Origin of the sequence: Niallia circulans (genome assembly GCF_007273535.1) — a bacterium.
GTDB classification, from domain to species: domain Bacteria; phylum Bacillota; class Bacilli; order Bacillales; family Cytobacillaceae; genus Niallia; species Niallia circulans_B.
Genome location: NZ_RIBP01000004.1, coordinates 201,357 through 214,825, shown reverse-complemented (window position 1 = coordinate 214,825; position 13,469 = coordinate 201,357). Strand labels below are relative to the sequence as shown.

The 13,469-nt window shown below is 38.1% G+C and carries 13 protein-coding genes; 8 read left to right on the top strand and 5 right to left on the bottom strand.

Annotation, left to right across the window (positions count from 1 at the left end; all coding sequences use genetic code 11):
- Positions 1–91: 91 nt before the first annotated feature.
- Positions 92–1,909 carry an oligoendopeptidase F gene (pepF, locus tag CEQ21_RS08975; RefSeq protein WP_185764322.1) on the top strand — a complete coding sequence of 606 codons (1,818 nt, stop codon included), beginning with the start codon at positions 92–94 and terminating at the stop codon, positions 1,907–1,909.
- A gap of 524 nt (positions 1,910–2,433) precedes the next feature.
- Here pepF and CEQ21_RS08970 read toward each other — a convergent pair.
- The 4 genes from CEQ21_RS08970 to CEQ21_RS08955 all read right to left on the bottom strand — a co-directional run bounded on the left by CEQ21_RS08970 (position 2,434) and on the right by CEQ21_RS08955 (position 5,232).
- A complete protein-coding gene (locus CEQ21_RS08970) occupies positions 2,434–3,309 on the bottom strand; it encodes a ClpXP adapter SpxH family protein (RefSeq protein WP_185764321.1) in 876 nt (291 codons plus the stop codon).
- 19 nt (positions 3,310–3,328) lie between these two features.
- Positions 3,329–3,712: a globin domain-containing protein gene (locus tag CEQ21_RS08965; RefSeq protein ID WP_185764320.1), complete on the bottom strand. Its 384-nt coding sequence runs from the start codon at positions 3,710–3,712 to the stop codon at positions 3,329–3,331.
- Positions 3,713–3,952: 240 nt separating this feature from the next.
- Positions 3,953–4,612 carry a lytic transglycosylase domain-containing protein gene (locus CEQ21_RS08960; protein ID WP_185764319.1) on the bottom strand — a complete coding sequence of 220 codons (660 nt, stop codon included), beginning with the start codon at positions 4,610–4,612 and terminating at the stop codon, positions 3,953–3,955.
- 29 nt (positions 4,613–4,641) lie between these two features.
- Entirely contained in the window at positions 4,642–5,232 is a 591-nt protein-coding gene (locus CEQ21_RS08955; protein WP_185764318.1) for a CYTH domain-containing protein, read from the bottom strand.
- A 144-nt stretch (positions 5,233–5,376) separates the two neighbouring features.
- Between CEQ21_RS08955 and CEQ21_RS08950 the strand changes: the two genes are divergently transcribed.
- Genes CEQ21_RS08950 through CEQ21_RS08935 form a run of 4 tightly spaced genes read left to right on the top strand, consistent with a single transcriptional unit; the run spans position 5,377 to position 8,170 of the window.
- Positions 5,377–5,745, top strand: coding sequence for a UPF0738 family protein (locus CEQ21_RS08950; RefSeq protein WP_185764317.1), 369 nt, complete (start codon positions 5,377–5,379; stop codon positions 5,743–5,745).
- Positions 5,746–5,801: 56 nt separating this feature from the next.
- Positions 5,802–6,434: a GTP diphosphokinase gene (locus CEQ21_RS08945; protein WP_328593470.1), complete on the top strand. Its 633-nt coding sequence runs from the start codon at positions 5,802–5,804 to the stop codon at positions 6,432–6,434.
- Positions 6,435–6,466: 32 nt separating this feature from the next.
- A complete protein-coding gene (locus CEQ21_RS08940; RefSeq protein ID WP_144452039.1) occupies positions 6,467–7,261 on the top strand; it encodes an NAD kinase in 795 nt (264 codons plus the stop codon).
- A 51-nt stretch (positions 7,262–7,312) separates the two neighbouring features.
- Positions 7,313–8,170 (top strand): RluA family pseudouridine synthase, encoded by an 858-nt coding sequence (locus CEQ21_RS08935; RefSeq protein WP_185767204.1) that lies wholly within the window; start codon positions 7,313–7,315, stop codon positions 8,168–8,170.
- 40 nt (positions 8,171–8,210) lie between these two features.
- Here the strand turns inward: CEQ21_RS08935 and prpE are convergent, their stop codons facing one another.
- Complete coding sequence (prpE, locus tag CEQ21_RS08930; protein WP_185764315.1) at positions 8,211–8,948, bottom strand: bis(5'-nucleosyl)-tetraphosphatase PrpE; 738 nt, start codon at positions 8,946–8,948, stop codon at positions 8,211–8,213.
- A gap of 252 nt (positions 8,949–9,200) precedes the next feature.
- Here prpE and mgtE point away from each other — a divergent pair, with 252 nt between their 5' ends.
- The 3 genes from mgtE (at position 9,201) to fabI (ending at position 13,344) form a co-directional block, all read left to right on the top strand.
- Complete coding sequence (gene mgtE, locus CEQ21_RS08925) at positions 9,201–10,559, top strand: magnesium transporter (protein ID WP_185767203.1); 1,359 nt, start codon at positions 9,201–9,203, stop codon at positions 10,557–10,559.
- A gap of 43 nt (positions 10,560–10,602) precedes the next feature.
- The gene (locus tag CEQ21_RS08920) at positions 10,603–12,450 is read left to right on the top strand and encodes a monovalent cation:proton antiporter family protein (protein ID WP_185764314.1); all 1,848 of its coding nucleotides are present in this window, start codon (positions 10,603–10,605) and stop codon (positions 12,448–12,450) included.
- Between the two features lie 120 nt (positions 12,451–12,570).
- Positions 12,571–13,344, top strand: a complete 774-nt coding sequence (gene fabI, locus CEQ21_RS08915; protein ID WP_185764313.1) for an enoyl-ACP reductase FabI — start codon at positions 12,571–12,573, stop codon at positions 13,342–13,344.
- The last annotated feature ends 125 nt before the right edge of the window (positions 13,345–13,469 follow it).

Below are 13,469 nucleotides of genomic sequence, written 5' to 3'. Positions count from 1 at the left end.
TTTAATTAAGAGCAGGAATTTAGTTATAATAGATAGAAAATATCGGATAGGAATTATTTTCGAAATCCGAATGAAAGATTGGAGGATTTATATGTCAAATGAATCAGCTGTAAAAAAACTGCCTTTGCGTAATGAGGTTCAAGTGGAAGACACATGGAGGCTTGAAGACATCTTCCCGTCAGATGATGATTGGAATAAAGAGTATGAAGAGGTTAAGACACTGTCAGAGAAGGCTGCTGACTATCAAGGAAAGCTATCTGAAAGTGCAGATGTTTTATACGAAGCACTTCAGTACCAGGATAGCCTTTTAAGCCGTCTAGGGAAATTATATACATATGCACATATGCGCTATGATCAAGATACGACAAATGGCTTTTATCAAGGGCTTGATGGTCGCATTAAAAATCTATATGCACAAGCTGGAAGTGCGCTGGCATATATCGTTCCAGAGCTTCTTTCCATTGATGAAGCAATAATTCAAGGCTTTCTTAATGAGAAGGAAGAGCTGAAATTATATGAGCAAACATTAGAAGAAATTAACCTGCAACGTCCGCATGTACTTACTGCAGATCAAGAAGCGCTTCTTGCGCAGGCTTCAGAAGTATTAAATGCTTCAAGCAATACATTTGGCATGCTTAATAATGCAGATATTGAATTCCCAAGCATTAAAGATGAAAATGGGGAGGAAGTGGAGGTAACGCATGGTCGCTATACCCGCTTTTTAGAAAGTGCTGACCAACGAGTACGTCATGATGCGTTTAAAGCAGTGTATGATACCTATGGGAAATTTAAGAACACGTTCTCTTCTACATTATCTGGTACAGTTAAGAACCATACTTTTAATGCAAATGTGCGTAACTATAAATCAGCACGCCATGCTGCCCTTGCAGCAAATAATATTCCAGAGCAGGTCTATGAAAACCTCGTGGAAACAGTCAACGAGTATTTACCATTGCTGCATCGCTATGTAAAGCTGCGTAAAAAAGTGCTTGGCCTTGAAAAGCTTCATATGTACGATTTATATACTCCTCTTGTTAAGGATGTTAAGATGGAAATCAGTTATGAAGAGGCGAAGGACTTAATTCTTAAAGGGCTTGCTCCATTAGGAGAAGAGTATTCGTCCATTTTGAAGGAAGGCTTTGAAAACCGCTGGGTGGATGTTCACGAGAATAAAGGAAAACGAAGCGGTGCATATTCATCTGGAGCATATGGAACAAATCCATATATCTTAATGAACTGGCAGGATAATGTTAATAATTTGTTTACGTTAGCACATGAGTTTGGGCATTCTGTACACAGTTATTACACACGAAAATCTCAGCCATACGCTTATGGGGATTATTCAATATTTGTTGCAGAGGTAGCCTCAACATGTAATGAGGCATTGCTGAATGACTATATGTTAAAAAGCATTACAGATGAACAGAAGCGTCTATATTTACTGAACCATTACTTAGAGGGGTTCAGAGGCACTGTTTTCCGCCAAACAATGTTCGCGGAATTCGAACATCTTATTCATAAAAAGGCACAAAATAATGAAGCGCTGACTGCTGATCTATTTACATCTGAATACTATAAGCTAAACCAAAAGTATTTCGGAGAGGAAGACATCATTATTGATGAAGAAATAGGGTTAGAGTGGTCGAGAATCCCTCATTTTTATTATGATTATTATGTGTATCAATACGCAACAGGCTTTAGTGCAGCGACAGCTTTAAGCAGCCAGATTCTTGAAGAAGGAAAGCCTGCTGTTGACCGCTATTTGGACTTCCTGAAAGCAGGAAGCTCTGACTATCCAATAGAAGTATTGAAAAAAGCTGGAGTAGACATGACAAGCAAGGATCCAATTAGAGAAGCCTGCAAAGTATTTGAAGAAAAGCTGAATGAAATGGAAAGCTTGCTTTCCTAATGGAAATATGAGCTGCCCCGTAAATGTTAGACACCATTCTAACATTTACGGGTTTTTTATTTGTGATTTTATTAATGGAAGCCTTTGAACTTCTTTCGGTTGTTCAAAAAAGATAAAAAGAAAAATAGGGCAAGGAAAAGAAGTGGAGAGCTTATATATATAGGGAAAATCCGCATAAGCCCAAGAATATTCAAAAAGAAAGCAAACAGAATACAAAGAAGCAGTGAGATAGGGATAATTGCCTTCATGTTATTTATCTCCTTTCTGTAAAAGAGTTCCTGTCCATAATGTATGTGCGCGAACAGTAAGTTATGAAAGTTTGTCTATTTTGTGAACTTATGTACAAACTTCTTGATAGTGATATTAATTATATGTTATTATTGTGTTGTGAAATTAATCACAAACAAACTTATACCCCTTTGTTTGACCGTGAAAAATTTCTCCCATCCCCTTTGTTTATAAAAAAAGGCCTTGCCTTGAGACAGCAAGCCCTTTTTTTATGTCATTTTTTTATACTTCGAAGCTTAGCCAATATACTTCCAAAACATACCGTACTTTGCAGGAATTTGTTCAACCAGCTGTTTAAGCTGCAGCTTCTTCATTTCCCTTTCCATCTCTTGAATGGACTTATTATAAACGACGGAAAGTTCTTTTGATGCCACAAGGTTAAAGCACTTTAAGAAAGACTCCAATGGAGGTGGATCTGCCTTTTCTGGAACAATTTGCAGCATTTCTTCAATAATTTGAACGTATACCTCATAAGGATAGTAGCCGGTAACTTTAATTCCTTCTTCTTCTATATTTTCATTAAAGAAAACCAATGTAGGAATTTCTGAAACTTCCATTTCGGAAGTAATCTTCATATCACATTGAAAGGCTTTAGCTGCACTTGCTGAATGAATATCGGCGACGAACTCGACAACATCAAGACCGACACTTGCAGCACAGGCTTTTAACACATCAAATGTAGCAATATTCTGTTTCTCGAGAAAAAGCATTTCTTGCAGTTTTCTTAAAAAACGTATGCCGCATTTACGTCCCTGTAATTCTGCTGCCTTTAAAGCAATGGAAGCTAGATACGGTGAAACAATTGGGTTTTCATACCAAAGAGATCCATCACATGACATGCCAGTTCTGCATGCCGTTTTTTCCCAAAGCTCGGCAATATTTTCGTATTTCGTTTTTTTATTCATATTTAATGTTGCTAATCTGCCGCTTAAAACATGCTTTAAGGAAAAATACTGGCCATATTCGATCTGGAGCTTTTTAATGATTGGTTCTAAAGCCCAACACTCAGGACATAAGGGATCGACAAACATGTATATTTCAAGGGGTTTGCTATCAGGGCAATTGTCTTCGGCTGTTTTCGGGTTGGATGTAGACAAATCTTTTTCAGTCATGTTTAATCACCTTTTATTCTCAGTTTTCCTCCGAATTGATCATGTGTTTTGCGGTCAAAGCAAGTCTTGAAAAAAGTCCTTCACGAATGGAGTCATCTAGCTCAACTTCATCCATGGCTTCACTCATGCAGGAAAGCCATGCTTTTGCACGCTTTTCTGTAATAGGAAAAGGCAGATGCCTTGCCCTAAGCATTGGATGGCCATGCTCCTCTGTATATATAGATGGCCCTCCTAAATATTGTGTAAGAAACTGTTTTTGCTTTCTTGCAGTTTCAGTTAAGTCATCTGGAAATATAGGAGCTAATTCGGGGTGATTGCCAACACGCTCATAAAAAGCATCAACAAGATGGCTAAGCGTTTTTTCCCCAATAACATCATATGGAGTAGGCATTTTATTGACCATAATTAAAACTCCTTTTTTGGATGATAAAAAAATTTAATATAAAAATCATTCTATTGCTATTTTACCAATGGTTTTTTCATTGTACAAATAAATAGCTTGTAAAACTTTATTATCATCTGTCATTGTTTATGCCTTAATTTATTTTGTGTGAATTTTTTCAATAAAAAATACCCACTGTTAAAAACACCGGATATAGAGCCAAGGAAAGCAGGCCTGTATTGCAGGACCTGCCGAGTAATATTATGCCGTATAGTGCTGTGTTACTTTCGCAACATAGTTTTGTGTTTCTTTAAAAGGAGGTATTCCTCCGTATTTGTTAACATTGCCAGGACCTGCATTATAGGCAGCCAGTGCGAGGCTAACGTTACCGTCATACTTCGTGAGCATTTGCTTTAAATATTTCGTACCGCCCATAATATTTTGTTCTGGGTCAAAAACATTATCTACTCCTAAGCCTCTTGCGGTAGAAGGCATCAATTGCATAAGACCTGATGCACCAACATAGCTTGTTGCGTTTGGATTGAAATTCGATTCTACCTTGATGACAGAGCTAATCAGCTTTTCCGGGACTCCGTATTTAGCAGCAGCTTGTTTAATAATATCATCGAAGTCACTTGTGGAGCTCGAGTCAGTTTTCGCCAATTTAGTCAAACTAATTGGCAGCAAGGAGCTGTTTGTACTTGATTGCAAAAAGTTTGCACTATTAATTGTACTAACTCCAGAATTGCTTCCGAGCGTATTTTGAATGATACTGTCTGCAATTCCTGTCCCGCTTGATGTGAAACTGCCGAGAAGCTCTTGAAATAGATTTGTTGAAGAAGAGGAACTGTTAGATGTTCCAGTTGTCATACTTTGCATTGCCTGAAGCTCAAACAAAGCTTTTAATTGATCTATTTTCATGTAGTTCCTCCATATACTGGTAAACTTTGTTATGAATTTATATCGTTCGTATATTTTTGTTCATAAAATCTTCTTACTTTATTTTTCGTCTCTCTTATTGGAATCTGAAAAGAATCGAGAAGCTCTTGGAAATGGGCTTGTCCTTCTTTTCTGTCGCTTACTTCATATTCTAACTCATAATCTTCGATATTTAAATAAAAACTGTGGTCAAAAACTAGTAAACCATTTCCAGTTTCCTTTTCTGCGCGTATTGTGCTTAGTGAACCGAAATAGACAATACTCTCAGGAGAAATTCCCATTTCTTCTAAAATGGATGCAAACTGTTCGTCATTTATTTTACCAGTTTGAATCATTTCCTCACCAGCTTCGACAGTGAGCTGCTTATTTGTTTCGAGCAAGCCATCATCACAAGGCTGCTTTAATGTCAGTTCATAGCCTGATTGCTTTTTACGGATGCGAAGAGCAGAACTGCGCTCTTTAAGTTCAAAGTTCTTTGTATCAAAATAATGGTTCTCCTGCTTGAACAATTCAGTTTCCTTCACTTGGAAATGGTTAAGTAACTTATTGTATTCCGTTTTTGTAAGCATGTTTTTAAATTCAATTTCGATGTTTTTCTCCATTATCTAATATCCTTTCACGGCATTTTTCCCGTACTTAATTAATTATCTTCTTGTATTTATTATCTCTTTGTTTGTTTCTAACCGCAATGTTTAGGATAAATTTAAGCAATGTGGTAAAATAGTGCATAGTTGGAGGGTGGAGAAATGACAGAAAAACTACAAGTACTAAAGGCAGAAATAGCAGATACAAAGATCAGCTTGAAAGTAGACGAAAGTTACCCAGTTAGCCAGCTGACACCTAAGGGACAAATTCTGGTTGATTCTGATTCTTTCGCATTTATATATATAGCAGAAAAAGAAGACGAGTATGTTTATATTGTCCTTCATAAGGATATTTGGCCGAGCATTAAGGAAGGCTTAGCAGCAAATCTTAAACTATATTTGTCAAATGGCCAAGACAACCTTGAGTTGATTGATTGGAAAGAAGAAATGGAATACTTAATTGATAATATTGAGGGTAACGGCAATTACGGGGAAGAAATGGAGCAGGCTGTTACGTCCGTATTTTCTTAATAGTAGAAATATACTTACATACAAAGAAGGAAACCTATGAAAATGGGGTGTTATACATGCAGTGGGATCAATTTTTAGCCCCTTATAAACAAGCGGTAGATGAATTAAAAGTGAAGCTAAAGGGCATGAGACGCCAGTTTGAGCACGAGGATGAGCATTCACCGATTGAATTTGTCACAGGAAGAGTGAAGCCGATAGCAAGCATTCTTGATAAGGCAAATGAAAAGGGGATACCTTTAGACAAGTTAGGAACAGAGATGCAGGATATAGCTGGTCTGCGTATGATGTGTCCGTTTGTTGACGATATTATAAGAGTAGTAGAATTACTAAGACAGCGTAATGATTTTGAAATTGTCGAGGAAAGAGACTATATCCTTCACAGAAAAGAGAGCGGCTATCGCTCTTATCATGTTGTAATTAGTTATCCCGTTCAAACGATCAACGGTGAGAAGAAGCTGTTAATGGAAATACAGATTCGTACGCTAGCTATGAACTTCTGGGCAACGATTGAACATTCACTTAACTATAAATATAAAGGGCAATTTCCAAAGGATATCCAAATGAGATTGCAGGGAGCAGCTGAAGCTGCCTTCCGCCTCGATAAGGAAATGTCACTTATTCGCGGAGAAATCCAGGAAGCACAAGCTTTTTTCAATCGAAAAAAAGAGAAGAAGGACAGGAAAAAATGATTTTTCATCATTTCAAAGAGGAGCTATAAAAAATGAAATTTGCCGTAACCTCAAAAGGTGATTCAAAATCGGATAACTTGGTACAGCTATTAAAGCAATACTTGCTTGATTTTGAGATGGAGTATGAGGAAGAAGAGCCGGATATCGTCATTTCAGTCGGTGGGGATGGAACTTTATTATATGCGTTTCACCGTTACAGCAGCCGCTTAGACAAAACTGCTTTTGTTGGAGTTCACACAGGTCATCTTGGCTTTTATGCCGACTGGACGCCAGATGAAATTGAAAAGCTAGTTATAGCAATAGCAAAGACGCCTTACAGTGTTGTCGAATATCCGCTGCTTGAAGTGACAGTTCAATATCAGGATGAGGAAAAGGAAACGAGATATCTTGCTCTCAATGAATCAACTGTTAAAAGTATTGACGGCACGTTTGTGATGGATGTAGAAATAAGAGGTGAACATTTTGAGCGCTTTAGAGGAGACGGATTATGTGTTTCAACACCGTCAGGAAGCACAGCTTATAATAAAGCCTTAGGAGGAGCACTGCTTCATCCATCTATTAGAGCGATACAATTGGCAGAAATGGCCTCAATAAATAATCGTGTCTTTCGAACAGTAGGCTCTCCGCTTATAATCCCTGAGCATCATACATGCGTGCTGCGTCCTGTTAATGAGCCTGATTTCCGTATTTCCATCGATCATTTGACACTGCTTCATAAGAAAGTAAAATCAATTCATTATCGGGTTGCCGAAGAGAAAATACGATTTGCAAGATACAGATCATTTCCATTTTGGAAAAGGGTTCATGATTCTTTCATTTCGGAATGATAAAAAGGAAATAGGAGTGCAAGGTGTGTGACATTTAAGTTAGACTGGATCATGGAAGAGGACAGGGAAGTGCTGCTGAAGGATTTTCTAAAAGAGAAATCAATTTCAAAATCAGCGCTCACCGATATTAAATTCAAAGGCGGTAAGATAACCGTCAATAATTTAGAGCAGAATGTCCGCTATAGAGTAAAAAAGGGCGATCAAATTTCCGTAGCTTTCCCTGTCGAAAAGCCAAGTGCCGGCTTGGTTCCAGAAGAAATACCGCTTGAAATTATCTATGAGGATGATTTTCTGCTAATTGTGGTTAAGCCGAGCGGCATGAACACAATTCCTTCAAGAGAGCATCCTTCAGGCAGCCTTGCAAATGCAATTTTCGGTTATTATACGAAACGAAAAATAGCTGCAACGACACATATTGTGACAAGGCTGGACAGAGATACATCAGGCGTTGTCCTTATTGCAAAGCATCGTCATATCCACCACCTTTTAAGTGAACAGCAAAAGGGCGGTTTAGTCCAACGAAATTATACAGCCTTTGCTGAAGGTGTTTTTACTGAAATGCACGGTACAATCAATGCTCCAATAGGCAGATGTGGAGACAGTATCATTAAAAGGGAAGTGAGAGAGGGCGAACAGACGGCAATAACGCACTATCATGTTTTAAGTCAACATAAGGCATTTGCTGCTGTCGGGCTCTCCTTGGAAACGGGCAGAACACATCAAATCCGTGTTCATCTTTCATATATCGGACATCCGCTTGTCGGCGATGATTTATATGGCGGGGCACGAAACACAATGGGGAGGCAAGCACTCCATTGTTCGAAACTAGCATTTATCCATCCGATCTCTGGCCGTGATATCGAGTTTTCCATTGACCTTCCTGAAGATATGAAAAAGCTTATTGAGTGAAAAAGGAGACCAAGGTTTTAGGCCTTGGACTCTTTTTTTATTATTCAAACGAACGAAATTTCTCTGCAACAAAAGGCATGGAAGAAGGCACAGATTGTATTGTCCATTCTGGATAGCTTAACGCAGAAAGCTGTCCTCCGAATACTGCCCCTGTATCAATATTAAAGGTATTATTAACTTTACGAACCTCTTTTACAGGTGTATGCCCATACACAATCACTGCATTTCCTGAATAAGACTTTGCCCAATCCATGCGGACAGGTGAACCGTCAGGATGTGTTTCGCCTGTTATATCTCCATATAGGACAAATGTTTTCACCTTGTCTGAATGCTTGCCGATAAACTCTTCTTTAATCCCTGCATGGGCAATGATAAGCTTCCCGTTATCAAGGACTTGGTATAAAGGGGAATTATCATATAGCTTCATAAATCTAGTTTTAATAAGCTCTCTATCCTTGTGCTTCAATTGTGTTAGCTCTTCTACTGTTGTTTCCAAGCCATGCTTAATTTGGACCTTCCTTCCTAAAAAATAGCGATATAATTTGTTGCAGTGATTTCCAGGCACATAATAACCTAATTTTTTTTCAATCAGTGTGCAAACAACCTCGATAACACGAAGGGAAAAAGGGCCGCGGTCTGTTAGATCACCGACAAAAGCAAGCTTCCTTTCCTCTGGATGAACGGGATAACCTGAATCCCAACTATATCCAAGCTTTGTTGTTAAAGCTTGAAGTTCTTCAAAGCAACCATGAACGTCTCCAATAATATCCAGTTTCATATCTTTCCTCCAACTATTAAGTCCTACTTGTCGTATCCATTAGCTTTTGTAGGAAACAGAATATTATGAGGTAACATGAAAGTTTTACTTACTGAAAAAAGGGGAATATATAATAGCCTCTCTTATTTACAGTCATTATTTTGTAAACAAATAATAAATTTCTGTGTGAAATTAGTGAGATGGACGACAAATCTTACTTGGTTTGTTAGTATAAAGGAATCTTTTGAAAGGAGGATATGATTGAAAGAGATTATGAGCATCTATGAAGAAAAACAAAAAGTATTGCTCCATTCTTTACAAAATGCAAACTTAACGAAGTTCAGAGAAGCGTTTATAGATCTGCATCCGTATGATCAAGCTTCATTTTTTAAGGAATTGGAGAAGGAAGAACAGGAGCTTGTCTTTCATTTTTTGGCACCGGAAGAAATTGCGGAGCTGTTTGAGCATTTAGAAATGGAGGATCGTGATTATCAGGAGCTGTTTGCCAGACTTTTGCCTTCCTATGTGGCCGACATTTTTACAAACATGTCGGCAGATGATGCAGCTGATATCTTAAATGCTCTTCAAAAAGAACAGGCAATCAGCTATATTGCACTTATGTCGGTTGAAGCGGCAAGCAATGTGAAGGCATTGATGGATTATGAGGAAGACACTGCTGGGAGTATTATGACATTAGAGTATGTTAGCTTGTATTCCCATATGACGGTATCAGCAGCAATGAGTTTGCTGAAGATGGAAGCTCCTAATGCCGAAACGATTTATTATATTTATGTGGTTGATGAGCTGAAAGCTCTTGTTGGGGTCGTTTCATTAAGGAATCTTATTATCAGTGACGATAATACACTTATTGCTGACATCATGAATGACAGTGTCTATTCTGTTTCTGTTAGTCAAACAAGGGAGGAAGCTGCAAGGAAAATGCGGGACTATGATTTTCTCGCATTGCCAGTAGTGGACTTTCAAAGGAGACTGCTTGGTATCATTACGATAGATGATATTGTGGATGTACTCGAGGAAGAGGCTTCAGATGATTATTCTAAGCTTGCAGCAGTATCTAATATGGACTATGTCGACCAGCATCCTATTTCTGCTGCCAAAAAAAGATTGCCGTGGCTGATTATTTTATTATTCTTAGGAATGTTCACAGCAAGCTTGATTGGCAGATTTGAGGAAATATTGAGTAATGTTTCGATCCTCGCAGTTTTCATCCCGCTTATTGCAGGAATGGCCGGTAACACAGGGACACAGGCTTTAGCCGTTGCTGTACGAGGTATTGCGACGGGTGACTTGGAGAAGGAGAGCAAGCTCAAGCTGATAATTCGTGAAGCCGGTACAGGGTTGATTACAGGGGGAGTCTGCGGGATTCTCGTAACCTTTGTCATTTATTTTTGGAAAGGCAATATTTACTTAGGATTATTAGTAGGGGCATCAATTTTAGGGACACTCATCGTTGCTACGATTGCTGGTTCTATAATCCCGATCGTAATGAATAAACTAAAAATTGATCCTGCTGTTGCCTCAGGTCCGTTTATTACAACATTAAATGATATTATTAGTATTTTGATTTATTTTGGAATGGCAACAATGTTTATGGGTTTTTTGACTAGTTAAGTTTTACATGATAATGAACATTATTTTCAGGGGAGGAAAAGGAATGGAACACGGCGCATCCGTAATGTCCTTAATGATTGTCATTATTGTGGCATTGCTGACACCGATTATTTTGCACCGCCTTAAGTTAAATGTTATTCCTGTCGTGGTTGCAGAAATAATAATGGGATTAATTATTGGAAAGAGCGGGTTTAATCTTGTAGAGCAGGATACTTGGCTCGAGACATTATCTACTTTAGGATTTATTTTTCTCATGTTTTTAAGTGGACTGGAGATAGACTTTAAATCTTTTTCAAGCAAGAAAAAAAGAGAGACGTTGTCGAATGGCAAGCTTGAGCCAAAGCCATTTTCAACGTCTATGATCATCTTTGTCGCTATCTTTGTTTTATCCCTTATTCTGAGCTATTTATTTGTGCTCGCAGGCTTTGTGGATAGTATTTTCTTAATGACTATTATCATCTCTACTATTTCTCTTGGGGTGGTCGTACCAACTTTAAAAGAAGCAAATATCATGAAAACGGCAATAGGGCAAATAATCCTGCTTGTTGCGGTTATCGCAGATCTTGCAACAATGATTCTGCTCGCAGTATTTGCCTCCATTCATGAAAGCGGCGGTAACACGTGGCTGTTACTAATTCTCTTTGCAGCAGGAGTGCTTTTATACTTTGCAGGCAGACGCTTTAAAAACAAAAATACGGCAGATTCTATGTCAAAAGGAACAGTTCAGATCGGCACAAGGGCTGTATTTGCATTAATTATTTTCTTAGTAGCATTGTCTGAAACAGTCGGTGCAGAAAATATTCTTGGGGCATTTTTGGCAGGAGTGCTTGTATCGCTGTTATCACCGAATGAAGAGCTTGTGCATCAACTTGATTCGTTTGGCTATGGATTTTTAATCCCCATATTTTTCGTTATGATCGGTGTAAAGATGGATTTGTGGTCACTTTTTACGGATCCAATGCTGCTTTTATTTATACCGCTCTTATTGCTGGCATTATTAGCAAGCAAGATGGTGCCTTCCTTGTATTTAAGGAAGTGGTATGACAACAGCACTGTAGTGTCATCAGGATTTTTATTGACTTCGACATTGTCTTTAGTAATTGCAGCAGCAACAATAGGAGAAAGAATGAATATTATTACCTCCCAAATGAGCGGGATATTTATTCTTGTTGCAATAATCTCATGTATTATTACACCAATCGTTTTCAAAAAGCTTTTCCCAAAGGAAACAGCAGGGGAAAAGGCAGTAAATATTTCAATCATTGGTGTAAATCAGATAACAATGCAGCTATATCAAGAATTAAAGGCACCTTATTACAAGGTGAAATTTTATCATAAAAAACAAGAAAAGCTTAATTTACAAATTGCTGATTCATTATTTGAAATAACAGAGCTGGATAATTATACCGAAGAAGTAATCATGAATACGAATATAGTGGCATCAGATATTGTAGTTGTTTCTACTGGAGACAGCAGTGAAAATGAAAGAATGAGCCTTCTATTAAAGCAGGCTGGGATTGATAGGGTTATATGCAGAATGGAAGACATTGAAAGGGAAGCCTATCTGCAAAGTGAAGGGATTGAAGTATTTTCATCATTTACATCAACAAAGGCTCTGCTTAAGGCAATGATACAATCACCAAGTATTCTTGCTTTGTTAGGGAATAACGAGACTTCCTTACATGAAATTACGATTAAAAATAAAGGATTTGAAGGAATGACATTGAGAAAATTCCCTTTTACAGGAGACGTTATTTTTGTACGTATTTTCAGGGGAGCAGATTCAGTTATACCGCATGGAGATACGGAGCTTCAGCTACATGACCACTTAATTGTAACGGGATCAGAAGAATATGTAAGGGAACTGAAGAGGAATTTAGAACGAATATAATAATACTTCATTGGAAAATAAACCAAATGACTACTGTACAGTACTTTTCTTTTTGGTGATAGTATAGTAAAATTAGTACTAGGTACTAATAACTTGTAATATATATTAGGAGGATAAAATATGAGCTTTTCATTAACAGGAAAAACCTATGTCGTTATGGGTGTAGCGAACAAACGAAGCATTGCATGGGGCATTGCGACATCCCTTCATAAAGCAGGTGCACGTTTAGTGTTCACATATGCAGGGGAAAGATTGGAGAAAAGTGTACGTGACCTTGTGGCTACACTTGATACATCGGATAGCATCGTTTTGCCATGTGATGTAACAAATGACGAAGACATTGCAAAATGCTTTCAAACAATTAAGAACGATGTTGGTACAATTCATGGAATTGCTCACTGCATTGCTTTTGCCAACAAGGAAGAGCTTCAAGGGGACTACATGAATACGACAAGAGAAGGATTCTTGCTTGCCCATAACATCAGCTCATATTCATTGACTGCTGTTGCTAAAGAAGCGAAAGGGTTAATGACAGAAGGCGGAAGCATTGTAACTCTAACGTATTTGGGCGGCGAACGTGCTATCAGAAATTACAATGTAATGGGTGTGGCAAAGGCTTCTCTTGATGCAAGTGTTCGTTACTTAGCATCTGATTTAGGAAAAGACGGAATTCGTGTCAATTCCATTTCAGCAGGACCGATTCGTACCCTGTCTGCAAAAGGAATCAGTGACTTTAACTCCATCCTGAAGGAGATTGAAGACCGTTCACCGCTAAGAAGAACGACAACTCCTGAAGAAGTCGGAGATACTGCGGTATTCTTATTCAGCGATATGGCAAGAGGAATAACAGGCGAAAACATCCACGTTGATTCTGGATTCCATATTATTTCATAATAACCCAAAAGCACTGGCCGCACAGGTCAGTGCTTTATTTCTGTTTGAATACTATACCAGCTATTAGAATATCTTTAAAGGAGTGACGATAAACAAAAGCAATGTGATTAACATTAAAGCATGCC

Bases quoted from the DNA above. Each gene is read 5' to 3' on its own strand.
- pepF (WP_185764322.1), top strand. From the start codon at position 92: ATGTCAAATGAATCAGCTGTAAAAAAACTGCCTTTGCGTAATGAGGTT.
- CEQ21_RS08970 (WP_185764321.1), bottom strand. From the start codon at position 3,309: ATGACTGAAAAAGATTTGTCTACATCCAACCCGAAAACAGCCGAAGAC.
- CEQ21_RS08965 (WP_185764320.1), bottom strand. From the start codon at position 3,712: ATGGTCAATAAAATGCCTACTCCATATGATGTTATTGGGGAAAAAACG.
- CEQ21_RS08960 (WP_185764319.1), bottom strand. From the start codon at position 4,612: ATGAAAATAGATCAATTAAAAGCTTTGTTTGAGCTTCAGGCAATGCAA.
- CEQ21_RS08955 (WP_185764318.1), bottom strand. From the start codon at position 5,232: ATGGAGAAAAACATCGAAATTGAATTTAAAAACATGCTTACAAAAACG.
- CEQ21_RS08950 (WP_185764317.1), top strand. From the start codon at position 5,377: ATGACAGAAAAACTACAAGTACTAAAGGCAGAAATAGCAGATACAAAG.
- CEQ21_RS08945 (WP_328593470.1), top strand. From the start codon at position 5,802: ATGCAGTGGGATCAATTTTTAGCCCCTTATAAACAAGCGGTAGATGAA.
- CEQ21_RS08940 (WP_144452039.1), top strand. From the start codon at position 6,467: ATGAAATTTGCCGTAACCTCAAAAGGTGATTCAAAATCGGATAACTTG.
- CEQ21_RS08935 (WP_185767204.1), top strand. From the start codon at position 7,313: ATGGAAGAGGACAGGGAAGTGCTGCTGAAGGATTTTCTAAAAGAGAAA.
- prpE (WP_185764315.1), bottom strand. From the start codon at position 8,948: ATGAAACTGGATATTATTGGAGACGTTCATGGTTGCTTTGAAGAACTT.
- mgtE (WP_185767203.1), top strand. From the start codon at position 9,201: ATGAGCATCTATGAAGAAAAACAAAAAGTATTGCTCCATTCTTTACAA.
- CEQ21_RS08920 (WP_185764314.1), top strand. From the start codon at position 10,603: ATGGAACACGGCGCATCCGTAATGTCCTTAATGATTGTCATTATTGTG.
- fabI (WP_185764313.1), top strand. From the start codon at position 12,571: ATGAGCTTTTCATTAACAGGAAAAACCTATGTCGTTATGGGTGTAGCG.